Origin of the sequence: Crossiella sp. S99.2 (assembly GCF_023094165.1) — a bacterium.
Classification (GTDB): Bacteria; Actinomycetota; Actinomycetes; order Mycobacteriales; family Pseudonocardiaceae; genus Crossiella.
Genome location: NZ_JALMDK010000006.1, coordinates 340522 through 358560 on the forward strand (window position 1 = coordinate 340522; position 18039 = coordinate 358560).

General features: G+C 71.1%; 24 protein-coding genes. 15 read left to right on the forward strand and 9 right to left on the reverse strand.

Annotated elements, in window-relative coordinates:
- The first annotated feature begins 30 nt into the window (after nucleotides 1–30).
- Nucleotides 31–324 carry a type II toxin-antitoxin system VapB family antitoxin gene (locus tag MZC64_RS24695; protein ID WP_247759489.1) on the forward strand — a complete coding sequence of 98 codons (294 nt, stop codon included), beginning with the start codon at nucleotides 31–33 and terminating at the stop codon, nucleotides 322–324.
- 9 nt (nucleotides 325–333) lie between these two features.
- Here MZC64_RS24695 and MZC64_RS24700 read toward each other — a convergent pair whose 3' ends face one another.
- The 3 genes from MZC64_RS24700 to hemW are packed head-to-tail and all read right to left on the reverse strand — an operon-like array spanning nucleotide 334 to nucleotide 2436.
- Nucleotides 334–696 carry a hypothetical protein gene (locus MZC64_RS24700; protein WP_247759488.1) on the reverse strand — a complete coding sequence of 121 codons (363 nt, stop codon included), beginning with the start codon at nucleotides 694–696 and terminating at the stop codon, nucleotides 334–336.
- The gene (locus MZC64_RS24705) at nucleotides 693–1181 is read right to left on the reverse strand and encodes a hypothetical protein (protein ID WP_247759487.1); all 489 of its coding nucleotides are present in this window, start codon (nucleotides 1179–1181) and stop codon (nucleotides 693–695) included. Before MZC64_RS24705 ends, MZC64_RS24700 begins: the two co-directional genes overlap by 4 nt.
- 37 nt (nucleotides 1182–1218) lie before the next feature.
- Complete coding sequence (gene hemW / locus MZC64_RS24710; RefSeq protein WP_247759486.1) at nucleotides 1219–2436, reverse strand: radical SAM family heme chaperone HemW; 1218 nt, start codon at nucleotides 2434–2436, stop codon at nucleotides 1219–1221.
- Nucleotides 2437–2520: 84 nt separating this feature from the next.
- Here hemW and MZC64_RS49165 point away from each other — a divergent pair, with 84 nt between their 5' ends.
- From MZC64_RS49165 to MZC64_RS24765, 12 genes are all read left to right on the forward strand, one after another.
- Nucleotides 2521–2613, forward strand: a complete 93-nt coding sequence (locus tag MZC64_RS49165; RefSeq protein WP_374205789.1) for a putative leader peptide — start codon at nucleotides 2521–2523, stop codon at nucleotides 2611–2613.
- Nucleotides 2614–2737: 124 nt separating this feature from the next.
- Nucleotides 2738–4423, forward strand: coding sequence for a nitrite/sulfite reductase (locus tag MZC64_RS24715; protein WP_247759485.1), 1686 nt, complete (start codon nucleotides 2738–2740; stop codon nucleotides 4421–4423).
- A complete protein-coding gene (locus MZC64_RS24720; protein WP_247759484.1) occupies nucleotides 4420–4578 on the forward strand; it encodes an Insertion element protein in 159 nt (52 codons plus the stop codon). Before MZC64_RS24715 ends, MZC64_RS24720 begins: the two co-directional genes overlap by 4 nt.
- The gene (locus MZC64_RS24725; RefSeq protein ID WP_247759483.1) at nucleotides 4575–5270 is read left to right on the forward strand and encodes a phosphoadenylyl-sulfate reductase; all 696 of its coding nucleotides are present in this window, start codon (nucleotides 4575–4577) and stop codon (nucleotides 5268–5270) included. The genes MZC64_RS24720 and MZC64_RS24725 overlap by 4 nt, the downstream gene beginning before the upstream one ends.
- A 10-nt stretch (nucleotides 5271–5280) precedes the next feature.
- Complete coding sequence (gene cysD / locus MZC64_RS24730; protein WP_247759482.1) at nucleotides 5281–6192, forward strand: sulfate adenylyltransferase subunit CysD; 912 nt, start codon at nucleotides 5281–5283, stop codon at nucleotides 6190–6192.
- A complete protein-coding gene (locus MZC64_RS24735) occupies nucleotides 6192–7529 on the forward strand; it encodes a sulfate adenylyltransferase subunit 1 (protein WP_247759481.1) in 1338 nt (445 codons plus the stop codon). Before cysD ends, MZC64_RS24735 begins: the two co-directional genes overlap by 1 nt.
- Nucleotides 7530–7560: 31 nt before the next feature.
- The gene (locus tag MZC64_RS24740; RefSeq protein ID WP_247759480.1) at nucleotides 7561–8652 is read left to right on the forward strand and encodes an ABC transporter substrate-binding protein; all 1092 of its coding nucleotides are present in this window, start codon (nucleotides 7561–7563) and stop codon (nucleotides 8650–8652) included.
- 10 nt (nucleotides 8653–8662) lie between these two features.
- A complete protein-coding gene (locus MZC64_RS24745; RefSeq protein WP_247759479.1) occupies nucleotides 8663–9451 on the forward strand; it encodes an ABC transporter ATP-binding protein in 789 nt (262 codons plus the stop codon).
- Nucleotides 9438–10322, forward strand: coding sequence for an ABC transporter permease (locus MZC64_RS24750; protein WP_247759478.1), 885 nt, complete (start codon nucleotides 9438–9440; stop codon nucleotides 10320–10322). Before MZC64_RS24745 ends, MZC64_RS24750 begins: the two co-directional genes overlap by 14 nt.
- The gene (locus tag MZC64_RS24755) at nucleotides 10322–11089 is read left to right on the forward strand and encodes a sirohydrochlorin chelatase (RefSeq protein WP_247759477.1); all 768 of its coding nucleotides are present in this window, start codon (nucleotides 10322–10324) and stop codon (nucleotides 11087–11089) included. The genes MZC64_RS24750 and MZC64_RS24755 overlap by 1 nt, the downstream gene beginning before the upstream one ends.
- A gap of 76 nt (nucleotides 11090–11165) precedes the next feature.
- Nucleotides 11166–11801: a cyclase gene (locus MZC64_RS24760; protein WP_247759476.1), complete on the forward strand. Its 636-nt coding sequence runs from the start codon at nucleotides 11166–11168 to the stop codon at nucleotides 11799–11801.
- 86 nt (nucleotides 11802–11887) lie between these two features.
- Nucleotides 11888–12664, forward strand: coding sequence for an enoyl-CoA hydratase-related protein (locus MZC64_RS24765; protein WP_247759475.1), 777 nt, complete (start codon nucleotides 11888–11890; stop codon nucleotides 12662–12664).
- A gap of 21 nt (nucleotides 12665–12685) precedes the next feature.
- Here MZC64_RS24765 and MZC64_RS24770 read toward each other — a convergent pair whose 3' ends face one another.
- Together MZC64_RS24770 and MZC64_RS24775 are read right to left on the reverse strand one after the other, a co-directional pair.
- A complete protein-coding gene (locus MZC64_RS24770) occupies nucleotides 12686–13291 on the reverse strand; it encodes a superoxide dismutase family protein (protein ID WP_247759474.1) in 606 nt (201 codons plus the stop codon).
- A 14-nt stretch (nucleotides 13292–13305) separates the two neighbouring features.
- Entirely contained in the window at nucleotides 13306–14121 is an 816-nt protein-coding gene (locus tag MZC64_RS24775; protein ID WP_247759473.1) for a GNAT family N-acetyltransferase, read from the reverse strand.
- Nucleotides 14122–14146: 25 nt separating this feature from the next.
- Between MZC64_RS24775 and MZC64_RS24780 the strand changes: the two genes are divergently transcribed.
- Nucleotides 14147–15115 (forward strand): hypothetical protein, encoded by a 969-nt coding sequence (locus MZC64_RS24780; RefSeq protein WP_247759472.1) that lies wholly within the window; start codon nucleotides 14147–14149, stop codon nucleotides 15113–15115.
- A 158-nt stretch (nucleotides 15116–15273) separates the two neighbouring features.
- Here MZC64_RS24780 and MZC64_RS24785 read toward each other — a convergent pair whose 3' ends face one another.
- Genes MZC64_RS24785 through MZC64_RS24795 form a run of 3 tightly spaced genes read right to left on the reverse strand, consistent with a single transcriptional unit; the run spans nucleotide 15274 to nucleotide 16212 of the window.
- Nucleotides 15274–15564, reverse strand: coding sequence for a barstar family protein (locus MZC64_RS24785; RefSeq protein ID WP_247759471.1), 291 nt, complete (start codon nucleotides 15562–15564; stop codon nucleotides 15274–15276).
- Complete coding sequence (locus MZC64_RS24790; protein WP_247759470.1) at nucleotides 15561–16031, reverse strand: ribonuclease domain-containing protein; 471 nt, start codon at nucleotides 16029–16031, stop codon at nucleotides 15561–15563. The genes MZC64_RS24785 and MZC64_RS24790 overlap by 4 nt, the downstream gene beginning before the upstream one ends.
- Nucleotides 16018–16212: a hypothetical protein gene (locus MZC64_RS24795; protein WP_247759469.1), complete on the reverse strand. Its 195-nt coding sequence runs from the start codon at nucleotides 16210–16212 to the stop codon at nucleotides 16018–16020. The genes MZC64_RS24790 and MZC64_RS24795 overlap by 14 nt, the downstream gene beginning before the upstream one ends.
- A gap of 78 nt (nucleotides 16213–16290) precedes the next feature.
- On the opposite strand from MZC64_RS24795, the gene MZC64_RS24800 reads away from it, so the two are divergent.
- Complete coding sequence (locus tag MZC64_RS24800; RefSeq protein WP_247759468.1) at nucleotides 16291–17256, forward strand: zinc-binding dehydrogenase; 966 nt, start codon at nucleotides 16291–16293, stop codon at nucleotides 17254–17256.
- Nucleotides 17257–17297: 41 nt separating this feature from the next.
- Here the strand turns inward: MZC64_RS24800 and MZC64_RS24805 are convergent, their stop codons facing one another.
- Nucleotides 17298–17912, reverse strand: a complete 615-nt coding sequence (locus tag MZC64_RS24805; RefSeq protein WP_247759467.1) for an MOSC domain-containing protein — start codon at nucleotides 17910–17912, stop codon at nucleotides 17298–17300.
- Between the last annotated feature and the right edge of the window lie 127 nt (nucleotides 17913–18039).

Sequence of the window (18039 nt, forward strand, 5' to 3'; positions counted from 1 at the left end):
CACGGCGCGAGTGCTGGCAGGGAGGCCGGGGTGATCTTCAAGGACGTCCGGGACGGGCGGCCGTACCCGGACCACGGGCTGAGTACCAGGGAGTGGGCGAAGATCCCGCCCCGCCCGGTCCGGCTGGACGAATTGGTGACCACGAAGAAGGTCCTGGAGCTGGACCGCCTGCTCAGTTCCGACTCCACTTTCTTCGGCGACCTGTTCGCCCACGCGGTGCAGTGGCGCGGGGAGATGTTCCTGGAGGACGGGCTGCACCGGGCGGTGCGGGCGGCGCTGCAGCAACGCAACTTCATCCACGTCCGGGTGCTGGCGCTGGGGTAGGTCGCCGCATCAGGGCTCGGTGCCCTTCGGGTGCCCGACGCAGGCGGCCTGGACCCAGACCGTGTGCCGGTCCTCGTCCAGCAGGTACCAGATCCGGCCACCACCGGTGACCTCGATCTGCCATTGCGGCAGGGTCCGGCCGCGGTGGGTTCCGGTGGCCAGCAGGCGCCGGAGCTGGTGGTGCCGGGGGGTGGGCTTGCCCGGTCCGGGACCGGGGTCGGCGCGCATCGTCTCCCAGGCCCGGCGCAGGTTGCCCGGGGCGAGGTTCTCCAGTTCCTGCCAGCCCTTGACCGCCTCGGTGGTGCTGAACCGGACCTGCCACTCCGCGCCGATCGCCGGGGGTGCGACCGGATCGCCCTTCTTCGGACTCACGCCTGGGACGCCTCCGGTGCGGGGACCTCGCCCAGGTCCTCGCCGTCCTTGCGCAGGATGGCCAGCAGTTCGGGATCGGCGTGGATCTCGGCGGTGTGCCGCCACTCGGTGATCAGCTGGACGACCGGGGCGGGATTGCCGAGCGAGTTCGCCGCTTCCAGGATCTCCACCAGCTCGACCACGAACGCCCGCACGTCCTCCCTGGGCAGGAACCGCACCCAGGGGAACGCGGTCGGCATCACGTCGGTGACCAGGTCCCTGACCTCGGCGCTGTGCTGCATGAGCGCGACGAACAGCGCCGTGGTGGTGGAGACGACCTCGCGCACCTCGGCGGCCCGGCTGGCCGTGACCAGCACCAGGTCCTCGTCATCGCCCCTGCGGTGCACGCGCACCGACCGGCTCGGCGACTCCTGCAGCTTGCGCACGGTGTCGACGGGCTTGTTCGAGAGGTCCGAGAAGTTGACCTGCGGAGCACTGATGGCCATACCTGCAAACTACTTTAAAACTCGCCTGACCGCCAACTCACGGCACCAGCCGCCGGACCACCGCGTCGGCCAGCAGCCTGCCCTGGTCGGTGAGCACGCACCGCCCGCCGTCCAGACTGGCCGGATCGAGCAGGCCGTCCGCCGCGGCGACCCTGGCCTCGCGCCGGCCGGACTCGTCCAGCACCGTCACCGGAAGCCCCTCGACCAGGCGCAACTCCAGCAGGATGCGTTCGACGTCCCGGTCCGCGGCGGTCAGCGTCTCCCGGCCGGCCGCGGGTGAATGACCCTCGGCGAGCAGCGCGGCGTAGCGGCTCGGGTGTTTGACGTTCCACCAGCGCACCCCGCCCACGTGGCTGTGCGCGCCAGGGCCCGCGCCCCACCAGTCGCCGCCGAGCCAGTAGCCCAGGTTGTGCCGGCAGCGGGCGGCATCGCCGGTGGCCCAGTTGGAGACCTCGTACCAGGTCAGACCCGCGCGCTGGAGGGTCTGGTCGACCTGTTCGTAGCGTTCGGCGAGCACGTCGTCATCCGGGCTGGCCAGCTCGCCGCGGGTGATCCGGCGGGCCAGGGCGGTGCCCTCCTCGACGATCAACGCATACGCCGAGACGTGGTCCACGCCGCCGTCCAGGACCACGTCCAGGGATTCGGCCAGGTCCTGGGGGCGTTCGCCGGGGGTGCCGTAGATGAGGTCGAGGTTCACGTGCTCGAACCCGGCGGCACGTGCTTCCTTGGCCGCCGCGCGCGCCCGCCCTGGCGTGTGCGTGCGGTCCAGGATCTGGAGCACGTGCGGGGCGGCGGACTGCATGCCCAGGGAGACCCGGGTGTAGCCGGCGGCCAGGATGCCGGCGAAGAACTCCGGGGAGGTGGACTCCGGGTTGGACTCGGTGGTCACCTCGGCGCCGGGGGCCAGGCCGAAGGTGTCCCGGATCGCGCCCAGCACCGCGGCCAGGCCGTCCGCGCCGAGCAGGGACGGGGTGCCGCCGCCGATGAACACGGTGTCCGCGGCGGGCGGGCTGCCCAGCACCCGCGCGCCCAGCTCCAGCTCCCGCCGCACCCCGGCCAGCCAGGACTGCGGGGAGGCGGAACTGCCCAGCTCACCGGGGGTGTAGGTGTTGAAGTCGCAGTAGCCGCAGCGGGTGGCGCAGAACGGCACGTGGACGTACAGCCCGAACGGGCGCGCGCCCAGACCGGTCAGGGCGGCGGCGGGCAGCGCGCCGTCCTGCGGCGCCGGATCGCCGTCGGGAAGTGCAGAGGGCATAACAGCAGTGTCTCAATCCGTCTCGCTATCCCACTATGCGGATGGCGGTAGACCCATCGGGGGACGCGTGGCACGCTGGTCCACATGACCTCGCCTGGACGCCGTGTTGTCCTCGTGGCTCGCCGCCACGTGGACTACCTGCGCGTCTCCAGCGCGCTCTGCCGACGGTACGTCTAGTCGGCCGCTGCATTTCTCTTTGCCAGCCGGCGACGGGCGTCCCGGCTGAAGATCCCCTTCCCACCATGTGAACCCTGGGGCTTCGACGGTGCGCACGGCCGCCTCGAATCCCGGAGGTCGGACCATGGTCCCCCCAACCTCTACCCCGGCGCGGGCCGTGAAAGCGCGCCGCGGCGAAGGGCAGTGGGCGCTGGGTTACCGCGAGCCGCTGAACCCGAACGAGCGCTCGAAGAAGGACGACAACCCGCTGAACGTGCGGGCCCGGATCGAGAACATCTACGCCCACGGTGGCTTCGCCTCGATCGACCCGGCTGATCTGCGTGGGCGCTTTCGCTGGTATGGCCTCTACACCCAGCGCAAACCCGGCATCGACGGCGGGCGGACCGCCGTGCTGGAACCGGAGGAGCTGGACGACGAGTACTTCATGCTGCGCGTCCGGGTCGACGGCGGCGCGCTGAGCACCGAGCAGTTGCGGGTGCTGGGCGAGATCTCCCAGACCTACGGCCGGGACACCGCCGACATCACCGACCGCCAGAACATCCAGTACCACTGGATCCAGATCGAGGACGTGCCCACGATCTGGGAGAAGATCGAGGGCGTCGGCCTGTCTACCACCGAGGCCTGCGGGGACAGCCCGCGAGTGGTGCTGGGCTCGCCGGTGGCCGGGATCTCCGCGGACGAGATCATCGACGGCACCCCGGCCATCCACGAGATCGTCAAGCGTTACATCGGCGACCCGGCCTACTCGAACCTGCCCCGCAAGTTCAAGAGCGCCATCTCCGGTGTGCAGGACGTGGCGCACGAGGTCAACGACATCTCCTTCGTCGGCGTGGACCACCCCGAGCACGGGCCCGGCTTCGACCTGTGGGTCGGCGGCGGGCTGTCCACCAACCCGATGATCGCCAAGCGACTCGGCGTGTGGGTGCCCCGGGATGAGGTGCCGGACGTGTGGGAGGGCGTGATCAGCCTCTTCCGCGACTACGGCTACCGGCGGCTGCGGCACCGGGCCCGGATCAAGTTCCTCATCGCCGACTGGGGTGTGGAGAAGTTCCGCGAGGTGCTGGAAACCGAGTTCCTCCAGCGCAAGCTGCTCGACGGGGTCGCGCCGCCGGCCTCCGGGCCGATCGACCACGTGGGCGTGCACCCGCAGAAGGACGGCAAGTTCTACATCGGGGTCGCGCCGATCGCCGGGCGGGTCTCCGGCTCGATCCTGGTCGAGGTGGCCAAGGCGGTGGAACGGGCCGGGTCCCGCCGGGTTCGCCTGACCGCGCAACAGAAACTGGTCGTCCTCGACGTCGAAGAGTCCGAAGTGGACACTCTGGTGGACGAGCTGGCCGGCCTCGGCCTGCACGCCCGGCCCTCGCCGTGGCGGCGCAGCACCATGGCCTGCACCGGGATCGAGTTCTGCAAGCTCGCCATCGTGGAGACCAAGGCCAGGGCCGCGCGACTGGTGGAGGAGCTGGAGAAGCAGCTCGCCGACGTCCAGCACACCCTGGCCGAGGCCGCGATCAGCGTGCACATCAACGGCTGCCCCAACTCCTGCGCGCGGATCCAGACCGCGGACATCGGGCTCAAGGGCCAGATCGTCACCAACAGCGAGGGGCAGCAGGTCGAGGGCTACCAGGTGCACCTCGGCGGCGGACTCGGCCTGGACGCCGGGTTCGGCCGGAAACTGCGTGGGCACAAGGTGACCAGCGCCGAACTCGGCGACTACGTGGAGCGGGTGGCGCGCAACTTCGTGGCCCAGCGCACCGACGGCGAGCGGTTCGCCCAGTGGGCGGCCCGCGCGGAGGAGGCGGATCTGCGATGAGCGAACGAGCGACGCCGTTCTACTGCCCCTACTGCGGGGACGAGGACCTGCGCCCGCAGGAGGAACCGCACGGGGCGTGGGGCTGCACCGGCTGCCAGCGGGTGTTCTCGCTGAAGTTCGTCGGCCTGCAACGCCCGGTGGAGGTGATCCGGTGAGCGCCGTGACCGACCTGAAGTCACTGGCCGAGCAGGCCGCGGACGAACTCGCCGAGGCCACCGCGCTCGAATCGCTGACCTGGGTGGCCGAGACCTTTCCGCTCAACCGGTGGATCCTGGCCTCGAACATGCAGGACGCGGTGCTGATCGACCTGGCGGCCAAGGTGGTCAGCGGGTTCGACGTGCTGTTCCTGGAGACCGGGTACCACTTCGCCGAGACCATCGGCACCAGGGACGCGGTGGAGTCGGTGTACCCGTTGAGCATCGTCAACGCGCTGCCCGAGAAGACCGTGCCCGAGCAGGACGCCGAGCACGGGCCGAACCTGTTCGAGCGGGCGCCGGATCGCTGCTGCGCGCTGCGCAAGGTGATCCCGTTGCAGCGCACGCTGTCCCGCTACGACGCGTGGGTCACCGGCGTGCGCCGGGTGGACGCGCCGACCAGGGCGAACACGCCGATCGTCGGCTGGGACGAGCGCAACGGGCTGATCAAGGTCAACCCGATCGCCGCCTGGACCGACGAGGAGTTCAACGCCTACATCACCGAGCACTCCATCCTGGAGAACCCCCTAGTAGGCGCGGGATATCCGTCCATCGGCTGTGCGCCCTGCACGGCGAAACCGTTGCCGGGCGCCGACCCGCGCAGCGGCCGCTGGGCAGGCCAGAACAAGACCGAGTGCGGACTGCACGGATGAAGGCGGGGGAATGACGAGCACACTGCGGCCGGCCCAGGACAACCTGACCGCGCTGGAATCCGAAGCCATCCACATCTTCCGCGAGGTGGCCGGGGAGTTCGACCGGCCGGTGATCCTGTTCTCCGGCGGCAAGGACTCCACAGTGCTGGTGCACCTGGCGCTCAAGGCCTTCTGGCCCGCGCCGGTGCCCTTCACCCTGCTGCACGTGGACACCGGGCACAACTTCGAGGAGGTCATCTCCTTCCGGGACGACCTCATCGCCCGGCACGGGCTGCGGCTGGAGGTCGCGCACGTGCAGGACTGGATCGACGACGGACGGCTCACCGAACGACCCGACGGCACCCGAAACCCGTTGCAGACCGTGCCGTTGCTCGACTCGATCACCGCGCACAAGTTCGACGCGGTCTTCGGCGGCGGGCGGCGGGACGAGGAACGGGCCAGGGCCAAGGAGCGCATCTTCAGCCTGCGCAACGCCTTCGGCCAGTGGGAACCCAAACGGCAGCGGCCCGAACTGTGGAACCTCTACAACGGACGGCACCGCCCCGGCGAGCACGTCCGGGTCTTCCCGCTGTCCAACTGGACCGAACTGGACATCTGGCGCTACATCGACCGGGAGAACATCGAGCTGCCCTCGATCTACTACTCCCACGAACGCGATGTCTACCTGCGGGACGGCATGTGGCTCACCGAGGGTCCGTGGGGTGGTCCGAAGCCCGGGGAAACGGTGCAGCGCAAGGTGATCCGCTACCGCACGGTCGGCGACGGGTCTTGCACCGGCGCCGTCGAGTCCGACGCACGCGATCTGGCCGCGGTGATCGCCGAGGTCTCCGCCTCCCGGCTCACCGAACGCGGCGCCACCCGCGCCGACGACCGGCTCAGCGAAGCGGCCATGGAAGACCGGAAGCGAGAGGGCTACTTCTGATGACCGACCTGCTGAGGCTGGCCACCGCCGGATCCGTCGACGACGGGAAGTCGACCCTGGTCGGCCGCCTGTTGTACGACACCAAATCCGTGCTGGCCGACCAGCTCGAAGCCGTGCAGCGGGCCAGCGTCGACCGGGGACTGTCCACACCGGACCTGTCCCTGCTGGTCGACGGCCTGCGCTCGGAACGCGAGCAGGGCATCACCATCGACGTGGCCTACCGCTACTTCGCCACCCCGCGACGCAGTTACGTGCTCGCCGACACCCCAGGGCACGTCCAGTACACCCGCAACACGGTCACCGGCGCCTCCACCGCGCAGCTGGCCATCCTGTTGGTGGACGCCAGGAAAGGCGTGATCGAGCAGACCAGACGGCATGCCGCCGTGCTGGCCATGCTCGGCGTGCCGCAACTCGTCCTCGCGGTCAACAAGATCGACCTGATCGACTACGACGAGAACCGGTTCGGGCTCATCGCCAAGGAGTTCCTGGCGCACGCCAACGCCCTGGGATATCCCGAGCAGTCGGTAGTGTCCGTGCCGGTGTCCGCGCTGGTCGGCGACAACGTGGTGGACCGCTCCGAACGCACCCCCTGGTACACCGGTCCGACCCTGCTGGAACACCTGGAAACCGTTCCGGTGCAACCAGATCCACACGACGTGCCGTTCCGGTTCCCGGTGCAGTACGTGATCCGGCCGCGCACCCCGGAGTACCCCGACTACCGCGGCTACGCCGGCCAGGTGGCGGCCGGGGTGGTGCGGCCGGGCGATGAGATCATCGTGCTGCCCGCCGGCCTGCGCAGCACCGTGGTCCGGATCGACACCGCGGACGGCGAACTGTCCGAAGCGGGCGCCGGTCAATCGGTGACCCTGTTGCTGGACAACGATTTGGACATCTCCCGTGGCGATCTGATCGCGGGCGCGGAACAATATCCAGCAGTGAGTGACGAACTCAACGCCACCGTCTGCTGGCTGGCCGAGAAACCGTTGCTACCCAACGCCCGTGTCCTGATCAAACACGGCACCCGCACCGTCCCGGCCATCGTCACCGAGTTGGCCGACCGCTTCGACGAACAGCGCCTGTCCACTGTGGATACTCCGGATTCGTTGCAGCTCAACGAGATTGGCCGAGTACTCATCCGGACAGCAGAGCCGCTGCCGGTTGATGAGTACACCAGCAGCCGGCGCACCGGGTCCTTCCTCGTGATCGACCCGAACGACGGCGGCACCCTGGCCGCCGGTCTCATCGGCGCTCCACTGCCCATCCCGGATGTCAACGAGGACAGCGGACTCGGCGGCGCGACCGCCGACGACCGAGCCCTCGTCTCGCCCGGCCCCTAGTCCTTTTCCCTTTGCTTCCAGGAGGATCCCCGTGCGCACCCCGCGACGCCGCCATCGCGTCCTGCCCGCCGTGCTCGCCGTCACCGCGCTGATCGCCGCGGTCAGCGGCTGCTCCAGGGCAGCCGAATCCACCGCCGCGGCCAGTGATTCCGGCCCGGCGGCGGAACTGCGGCTCGGGTTCTTCCCGAACGTCACGCACGCCCCGGCCCTGGTCGGCATCGACGAGGACAAGAAGTTCATCGCCAAGGAACTCGGCGGCACCAAGCTGAGCACCCAGGCGTTCAACGCCGGCCCCTCCGCGGTGGAGGCGCTGCTGGCCGGGTCGCTGGACGCGGCCTTCATCGGGCCCAACCCGACCATCAACGCCTTCACCAAGTCCAACGGCAAGGCGGTCAAGCTGATCGCGGGCGCGGCCACCGGCGGCGCGCAACTGGTGGTGCGCAAGGAGATCAACGGTCCACAGGACCTCAAGGACAAGAGCATCGCCACCCCGCAGCTGGGCGGCACCCAGGACGTGGCGCTGCGGGCCTGGCTGGCCGGGCACGGGCTGAAGGTGGAGACCACCGGCGGCAAGGACGTCAAGATCGCCAACACGGAGAACCCGCAGACCTTCGACGCCTTCCGCACCGGACAGCTCGACGGCGGCTGGCTGCCCGAGCCCTGGTCCTCCCGCCTGGTGCTGGAGGCCGGCGGCAAGGTGCTGGTGGACGAGCGGGACCTGTGGCCGGGCGGAAAGTTCCCGACCACGGTGCTGATCGTGCGCACCGAGTTCGCGCAGAAGCACCCGGCCACCGTGCAGGCGTTGCTGCGTGGACACGTCGCCGCGACCAAGTACCTCAACGACAGCCCGGCGCAGGCCAAGAAGACGGTCAACGCCGCACTGGGCAAGTACGCGGGCAAGCCGCTGCCGGAACCGGTGCTGGAGCGGGCGTTCAGCCAGATCTCCTTCACCACCGACCCGGCCGCGGCCACCTTCCCGAAGCTGTCCAAGGACGCCGTCGCCGCCGGTGTCGCCAAGCAGGAGTTCGACCTCAAGGGCCTGGTGGACCTGGCCGCGCTCAACGAGGCGCTCAAGGCCGCGGGGCTGCCCGGGGTGGACGCGTCCGGACTCGACGGAAAGTGAGGGCACGGCCATGACCGCGACTCTGGAACACACCCGCCCGTCCGGCCACGTCGGGGACGCGGTGGTGCACCTGGACAACGTCAGCAAATCCTTCGGCCGCGGCGCGAACGCGGTGACCGCGCTGGACGGGGTCGACCTGACCGTGCGCCCCGGCGAGTTCGTCTGCCTGCTCGGCGCCTCCGGCTGCGGCAAGTCCACCCTGCTCAACCTGGTGGCCGGCCTGGACAAGCCGAGCACCGGCACCGTGTCCGTGCACAGTGGACGACCCGCGGTGGTGTTCCAGGAGCCCGCGCTGATGCCGTGGCTCACCGCCGCCCGCAACGTGGAACTGCCGCTGCGGCTGCGCGGACTGGGCCGCACCGAACGCGCCGCCGCCGCGACCAGGCTGCTGGACCTGGTGCGGCTGGCCGAGGTCGGCCGCAAGCGCCCGCACGAACTCTCCGGCGGCATGCGCCAGCGGGTCGCGCTGGCCCGCGCGCTGGCCACCACCCTGGACGAGGCCGAGGGCGGCAATCCGTTGCTGCTCATGGACGAGCCCTTCGCCGCGCTGGACGCGATCACCAGGGACGCCCTGCAGGGCGAGCTGCGCCGGATCTGGTCGCAGACCGGCACCGCGGTGCTGTTCGTCACCCACGACGTGCGCGAGGCGGTGCGGCTGGGTCAGCGGGTGGTGCTGCTGTCCTCCCGGCCCGGCCGGGTGGTGCGCGAGTGGCAGATCACCGGGCAGGACAACGAGAAGCTCACCGAGGAGATCACCGGCCACCTGCGGGAGGTGATCTCCAGCCATGGCCGTGCCTGAAGCGAAGTCCGGTGCGGACCTGGCCGCGCTCGAAGCGGGCCTGGACGCGCTGGACGCGCCGCCACCACCGCGCTCGACCGGGGGGTGGCGGCGGTTCGCGAGCACCGCACTGCCCCCGCTGGTCGCGCTCGCGCTGATCATCCTGGTGTGGCAGGTGTTGTGGGCCTCGGCGATCGAGCCCGAGTACAAGCTGCCCTCCCCGCTCACCGTGGCCGGCGTGCTGTGGGAACGGCTGCTGGACGGCCGGGCCTGGGAAACGCTGTGGGTCTCCACCCACCGCGCGGTGCTCGGTTTCCTCGCCGCGGTCGCCATCGGCACCCCGCTGGGTCTGCTGGTGGCCCGGATTCCCTTGGTGCGCGCGGCGATCGGGCCACTGCTGAGCGGATTGCAGAGCCTGCCCTCGGTGGCCTGGGTGCCCGCCGCGCTGCTGTGGCTGGGCCTGAACGACTCGATGATCTACGCCGTGGTGCTGCTGGGCGCGGTGCCCTCCATCGCCAACGGCCTGGTCGCCGGGATCGACCAGGTGCCACCGCTGTTGCTGCGGGTGGGCACGGTGCTCGGCGCCGGCCGGTTGCAGTCCGCCCGGCACGTGCTGCTGCCCGCCGCGCTGCCCGGTTACCTGGCCGGGCTCAAGCAGGGCTGGGCGTTCTCCTGGCGGTCGCTGATGGCCGCGGAGATCATCGCCCGCTCCCCCGACCTGGGCATCGGCCTCGGACAGATGCTGGAGGAGGGCCGCCAGCTCACCGACATGTCCCTGGTCATCGCGGCGATCCTGCTCATCCTGGCCGTCGGCATCGGGGTGGAACTGCTGTTCTTCCGTCCACTGGAGCGCGCCGTGCTGCGTGCCCGCGGCCTGGCGGCGGCGGTGTGATGAACACCCGGATCCCGTTGGTGGCCCTCGCGCACGGCAGTCGCGACCCGCGTTCGGCGGCCACCGTGCACGAGCTGGTCACCGTGGTCCGCGCGCTGCGGCCCGGCCTGGACGTGCGGGTGGCCTTCCTGGACCTGTCCGCGCCGCGGCTGGGCGATGTGCTGACCGGGCTGCACAACGAGGGCCACCGCGAGGTCGTGGTGGCGCCGCTGCTGCTCGGCCGGGCCTACCACGCCAAGGTGGACGTGCCCGGCGCGGTGGCCGAGACGGTGACCCGGCTGCCCCGGCTGTCGGTGCGCATCGCCGACGTGCTCGGCCCCGACCCCCGGCTGGAATCGGCCGCGCTGCGCAGGCTGGCCGCGGCCGGAGCCCTGCCAGGGGACGGAAAACTCGGTGTGGTGCTGGCCGGTGCGGGCTCCTCGCACGCCCCGGCCAACGCCGCCGTGCACCAGCTCGCCCACCGCTGGTCCTTCGGCGCGGGCTGGGCCGGCGTGGAAGCGGCCTTCGCGGCCAGCGCGCAACCGGACGTGCCCACCGCCGTCGAACGGCTCAAAGCCCGTGGCGCGCAACGGATCGCGCTGGCCTCCTGGTTCCTGGCCCCCGGCCTGCTGCCGGACCGGGTGACCACCGCGGCGCTGGCCAGTGGGCTGGACACCGTAGTGGCCCAACCGCTCGGTGACGACCCCGAGGTGGCCGAGCTGGTGCTGCATCGCTATGCCGAGGCGTGTGCCGCCGAACGGCGCAACATCACGACTTTAGTGGGTTAACAACAGAATGATCGTCGTGTGAGACTCACCTCAACCGCCGCCGTGTCGGGAGGAATTTTCTACAGCGAGGTGGGATATGTCCCCTGCACGACGCTCCACCGCTCGACTGTTGTTAGCCGCGACCGCTGTTGTCGCTCCCCTGCTCGTCCTGGCCGGTCCGGCCGTGGCCTCCCCTGCGGCCGCGGTGAACTTCGCCTGCCAGGCAAGCAGTCCGCTCGGTCCCGTTGACGCCACCTTCAGCCAGGACCTGACCGCCACCGCGCCGGCCACCGTCGCGCCCGGCGGCGAGGTCAGCGCGGTGTTCGACCCTGCACCGAACAAGGTGCCGGACAAGGTCGGCAACTACACGCTGCGCGAGATCAAGAACTTCGTGCTCACCGTCCCCGTTCCGGCCAACTCCACCTACGTCTCGGCCACCCTCTCCGGCGGGTCCGGAGTGGGCACACCGACGATCACCAAGGTCGGCAACAACCTTGAGGTCAAGCTGAGCGCGGCGCTCAAGGGCGGCGCGGACTTCGAGATCCCGACCATCACGGTGAAGCTGACCGCCGGTGCCAGCGGCACCATCGAGACCAAACTCGGCGGCTCCAGTTTCGCCGACCCCGGCCTGACCTTCATCGCCACCGCGGTCGCGCTCGGGTTCCCGGTCGACGCCCCCACCAAGTGCTACCCCAATCCCAACCCGGCGTTGACCACCACGACGATCGGCTGAACTGCCTCCTTTCAGCCGTTCCCGACCGCATCGGGGAGAACCGCCCGTCTCCCCGATGCGGTCACTTTTATGTTTATGGTCTTCCCATGGCTGACGAACTCGTCCACTACGCGGTCGACCGCGGGATCGCCGAGATCACCCTCGACTCCCCGCACAACCGCAACGCCCTCTCCGCCCAGCTCCGCCGCGAACTGCGCGCCCACCTGAGCAGCGCCATCGCCGACCAGGCGGTCCGGGTGATCGTGCTGGGCCACACCGGCACCGTGTTCTGCTCCGGCATGGACCTCAAGGAGTCCCGCGGCGCGGGTGCGGACGCCCAGGGCGTCAACGAGTTCCCGGCGATCCTGGAGGAGATCTGGACCAGCCCCAAGCCGGTGGTGGCCAAGGTCGCCGGGCCCGCGCGGGCCGGTGGGGTGGGCATCATCGCCGCCTGTGACATCGCGGTGGCCACCCACGAGTCCAGCTTCGCCTTCACCGAGGTCCGCATCGGCGTGGTCCCGGCGGTCATCTCGGTCACCGTGCTGCCCCGGCTGCTGCCGCGCGCCGCGCACGAGTTGTTCCTCACCGGCGAGAAGTTCGACGCCGCCCGCGCCGCGGCCATCGGCCTGATCAACGCCGCGGTCGCCGCGGACGCCCTGGACGCCGAGGTCCGCCGCTACACCGACATGCTCGCCCTGGGCGGTCCGACCGCGCTGGCGGCCACCAAGGCCATGCTGCGCCGCTCCCCCGCGTCCAGCCTGGGCGAGGACTTCGCGGACATGCTGGAACTCTCCGCCGAGCACTTCGCCGGCGCCGAGGGCCAGGAGGGCATCCGCGCCTTCGCCGAGAAGCGCCCGGCCTCCTGGGTGCCGCCCGCCGGGTGAGCCCGGCAGGCGGCGGTCAGGCTACTTGAACGGGGTGGTCAGGCAGGCCAGGCGTTCGCCTGCGGTGCCGGCCTTGCCCGGGTCGTGGTGGTTGGTGTGGTCGATGTGCAGCACCACCGAGTTGGCCTCGTTCGGCCGCCACTTCCAGGCCACGGTGGCACTGGCCTTGCCCGCGCCACTGGCGTCGGTCTCCAGGTCCAGCCAGACCTCGTTCTTGGGGTTGGCGAAGGCCGGGTCGACCGAGGGCTGCACCGGGTCCAGCTTGTCCTGGTAGTGCGGGCCGGAGTCCAGCGGCTTCGGCCCGCACACCTTGGTGTGCACGTGCGAGCCGTACTTGCGGTTGGGGCGCAACCCGGTGACGGCCAGGGTCACCGTGGTGCCGCCGCCCGCGGCGCCGGCCGTGACCGTGGCCGCGGCGCCCGCGGGCACCAGTTCGGTGTTGTGCACCACGCCAGGCGGCTGGGCGCCGGAGGCGGCGGGCGGGGCGAAGGTCGCCGCGGCTAACGGGGCCGGAGCGCTGCTGCTGGTGGGGGTCTGGGTGCCGGTGGACCCGGTTCCGCCGGACGAGCAGGCCGTGAGGCCGAGCATCGCCACCGCGGCCAGCACAGCCGGTGTCATTCCTCGCATGCCGACTCATCCTGCTAGGGCGGCGGAGTCACCACCAGACCGGGTGCACCTTCGTACATCCCGGGTGCCGCCGCGGGCAGTGCGTGCTCGGTGAAGGTTCCGCAGGCCTGGAACCCCAGCCGCAGGTAGACCGGTTCGCCTTCCGCCGACGCCTGCAACACCGCGGTCCGGTACCCGGCTTCCCTGGCCACCCGCAGTGCCGCGTCGGTGACCGCGCCGCCGAAACCACGGCGGCGGTGGGTGTTCGCGGTGCAGATGTTGTAGAGCCCGGCCACCCCGGCGTGCAGGGTCACCTCGGCGGTGCACACCGGTTCGCCCTCGGCGTAGCCCACCAGGAACCGCGCCGGGCAGTCCAGGGCGCCCGGCCGGTCGTAGTAGGCGGGCACGGTGGGCGAGGGCGGGTCCCAGAGCGCGGCGAGCACCGCGGCGTAGTCGGCCAGCTGCGCCTCGGTGCCGGCCACCACCAGGTCCAGGCCCTCGGCCCGGCGTGGTGCGGGCAGCTCGTCCAGGCTCGCCCACATCGCGGTCTCGGACTCGGTGGCGGGCAGTCCGGCCGCGCTCAGCCGCGCGGACAGGTCAGCCGGGGTGGCGGCCGGGCCGACCCACCAGGAGAACGGGCGGCCGGTGCCGCGCAGGGCGGTCACCGTCTCGGCGATCCGGCGATCCGCGGTGGCCTCGGTGAAGCGGGCCCCGGCCACGATGTTGAAGGTGTCGTCGGCCAGTCCGCTGTCCGCGTGGAACACATCCGGCGCCTGGGTGACCCGCGCCGGATCGTGCAGCAGGCTCGCGTGCCGGGCCAGATTGGCCTCCATCTGGCGGAGCAGATCCACGCCACACACCATAGGCTCGATCTCCGTGCCGAAGATCTTCCCGTGGCTGCGGTCCAGCACCCTGCCCGAGGCCCGCGAGGGCCTGACCTACGGCAGCCCCGAGCTGGAGGCGGTCCGGGCGGCCGCCCGCGCCGGGGACCGGATCGCGGTGGCCGCGCTGATCGCCTGCGCACAGGATTCCGACGACCGCTCCGACACCGTGCTGGTCGCGGCGACCACGGTGGTGGCCGGGCACGGCGGCACCGTGCCGCGCTGGCTGCTGGACTGGGTCACCGGCGAACCCGGTGACCCGATCGGGTGGACTCTGCGCGGAGCGGTGGAGGTGTTGCGCGCCTGGGAGATCCGCGGCTACCACCGGGTCCGCGAACCGGGGCCCGGCTTCCCGCGGATGCTGGACGCGGCCGAGGTGATGTGCGCCCGCGCCGCCCAACTCGACCCGGCCGATCCGACGCCGTGGGTGTGGCTGGTGCACCTGTCCCGCGGCCAGCGCGGCGACCCGGCGGACCTGCGCGAACGCTGGGCGCGGCTGCGGGCGCTGGCCCCGCAGCACCTGCGCGGGCACGAGCAGATGCTCATCTCGCTGTCCCCGAAATGGGGGCATCCGCCGCGGGTGATGACCGAGTTCGTCACCGCCGCGGCGGCCACCGCGCCGGTCGGCTCCGCGCTGAACCTGGTGGTGCTGCGCGGATACGTCGAGGAATGGGTGGAGTGCTCCCCCGGCGCGCAACGCCGGTTACTGGAGCGCCCCGAGGTGCGCGCGCACGCCCAGCAGGCGGTGGACCGCTGGCTGCACCCGCACGGCGTGGACCCCAGGGCCCGGATCAGCGGGCACAACCTGGTCGCGTTCTGGCACTCGCTGTGCGGTGAGCCGGAGCTGGCCCGGCCGCATTTCGAGGCCACCCGCGGGCACGCCGACCGGTATCCCTGGTCCTACCTGCGCGCGGACTTCCTGCGCGCCTACTTACGCGCCAGGCAGCGTTCCGGCCTGGTCTAGGGTCTGTCCGCAAAGCCGCGCCCGCGATAGCCGCGCCGAGGCGGCCCCTGGCGGCACGGCCGGACCACCCGAATACGCCCGGTATGAGGGCGGCCCGTCCGCACCGCCAGGAACCACCTCGATCACGACTCTCGCCCACGCGGCTCCGCGGACAGACCCTAGGCGGTGACCCGCACGGTCAGCAGCGGATTGGCCGCGACCGCGTCGGCGAGCACCTCGCTGATCCCGGCGAAGCCGTCCGGATCGTTGCGCCGCAACACCTCGGCGTGGAGCCAGTGCACGTGGTGCTCGACCGCGGGCAGCCAGGACAGGTCGGTCAGGCAGTCATAGAGCGCGTCCAGGTTGCCGCCGAAGTAGTCCGGGAAGGACAGCGCCTCGGCGAAGGCGGCCAGCGCGGCCCGCCTGGTGCGCAGCGTGCTGCCGTCGACCACGTGCTCCACCGGCGTCATCGGTTCGGATCCACCTTCACGAAGCTCTCGTAGTGGTCGGCGGTGTAGTACAGCTCCTTGTTGGCGCCGCCGGTGACCAGCCGCCGCGCGCCGCGGGTGCGTTCCCCCGGCGTGGGCACGGTGTACTCGCGGTAGTAGCCCTTGCCCTGACTGGGCAGCCGCTTCTCCCGGTTGCCGAACTCCACCCCGTCCCGGTCCGGGTGCGGGAAGGGCCCGTTGCTCTGGATCAGTTTCCAGGTCTTGGCCGCCTCGGCTGGCAGCTTGGACAGCGCCTCGGTGACCTCCCCGCCGGAGCGGGTCGCCTTGCCGGAGCTGGTCGCGCCACCGGCCTGCGCGGAGCTGACCACGGTGGTCTTCGACGGCGGCGCGCCGGTGTCCCCGCCGAGCAGGCCGCGGGCGAACCAGCCGACGAGCACCAGCCCGATCAGTCCGGCCAGGGCCAGGGTGATGCGCTTACGAGAGGTCACTGTTGCGGCCCCGGATCCTCGACAGTCCCGCGGAGACCTGGTCGACCGCACGGTCGATCCCCCAGGCAACCGCCCAGCACAACGGCAGCAGCACGGCCATCACCAGCAGGAACTGGAACGGGAACCACTGCTGGGCAAGCCACAGCCCGACCGCGTCCCAGGAGTCCGCCAACCACTGCACGGCCCTGAGCCTACGCGGGACCGTCGCAGTGACCGGCATCACGGGCGGGTGTCCGGGTCAGGCGATAGGTTTTCAGCCATGTTCGCCGTATACGCCGACAAGCCGAATCCCGAGGATCCCCTGGCCGGCCTGGTGGTCGGCGAGCGCCCCGAGCCGGAGGTCCCGGCAGGCTGGGTCGCGGTCAACGTCAAGGCCGCCAGCCTCAACATGCACGACCTGTGGACGCTGCGCGGGGTCGGCATCAAGGCCGAGCAGTTCCCGATGGTGCTGGGCTGCGACGGCGCCGGCACCCTGGCCGACGGGTCCGAGGTGGTCATCCACGGGGTGATCAACGACGAGGACTGGCGCGGGGACGAGACCATGGACCCCAAGCGCACGCTGCTCACCGAAAAGCTGCAGGGCTCCTTCGCCGACACCATCGTGCTGCCCAAGCGCAATGTGCTGGCCAAGCCGGCCGGCCTGTCCTTCACCGACGCCGCCTGCCTGGGCACCGCCTGGCTGACCGCCTACCGGATGCTGTTCACCAAGGCCGCCGCCCGGCCGGGGCAGACCATCCTGGTGCAGGGCGCCTCCGGTGGCGTGGCCACCGCGCTGGTGCAGCTGGGCAAGGCGGCCGGCCTGCGGGTGTGGGCCACCGGCCGGTCTGAGGACAAGCGCGCGCTGGCCGAACGGCTGGGCGCGCACGGGGTCTTCGAGCCCGGCGCCCGGCTGCCCGGGAAGGTCGACGCGGTGTTCGAGACCGTCGGCGAGGCCAGCTGGTCGCATTCCATGCGCGCGCTCAAGCCCGGCGGCGTGATCGTCTGCTCCGGCGCCACCACCGGCGGCAACCCGCCGGCCGAGTTGCAGCGCCTGTTCTTCTTCCAGCTGCACGTGGTCGGCTCGATGATGGGCACCAGGGACGAACTGGCCGACCTGGTCACCTTCCTGGACCTGACCGGCCTGCGCCCGCAGGTGGGCCTGGAGCTGCCGATGGAGAAGGCCGAGGAGGGCTTCCGGGCCATGCTCGGCGGCGAGACCGCAGGGAAGATCGTCTTCACCCACTGAGCCGGATGCGCGGGGACTGCCCAGGCGGTCCCCGCGCCGCTTCAGACCGCCGCGTGGTCCCGCACCCAGCCGCGCACCTTCGGTGGGAAGTCGGCCACCGCGGGCAGCAGTTCCGGCACCCGGTCCCGGTTGTTGCGGCCCACGAAGTCGAACACGGTCGCGATGTCCACCCCGTGCTCCGGCGTGGACAGCGTCTCGACTACGTCGCCCGCCCGCACCTCGCCGGGGGTCTCCACCGCGAAGTAGGCGCCGGTGCGCCCGGCCACGGTGAATCGCTTCACCAGCCCACGCACGTCCCAGAAGCCGGCGAAGACCTGGCAGGGGATGCGCGGCGCGGTCACCCGCAGCACCGCCGTGCCGATCCGCAGCCGCTGGCCGATCACCAGGGCCTGGGTGTCCACTCCGGACAGCGACAGGTTCTCCCCCGCGTTGCCGGGCGCCAGCGTGCGGCCCAGTTCGGCGGACCAGAACGCGAGGTCCTCCACCGCGTAGGCGTAGACGGCCTGGAACTCGCCGCCGTGGTGCTCCAGATCGCTGATCTCGTCCCCGGCTAGGCCGAGCGGCTCGATCCGGGCCGACTCGACCGGTCGCTTGTCGATACCGCTCTTGCCCTTGCGCCCGGCCCAGTCCGCGGCCTGGATGGCGCCGACGTTCACTGAAACGACACTCCCTGCACCCATGCCCCCAATCTAGTTGGCGCGGATGGACACAGCCTGGCGATTTTCTGGTCTTGGACGAGGTACTGACGCTGCCGTGAGTATGGCCGGTCGTCTACGGTGTGCG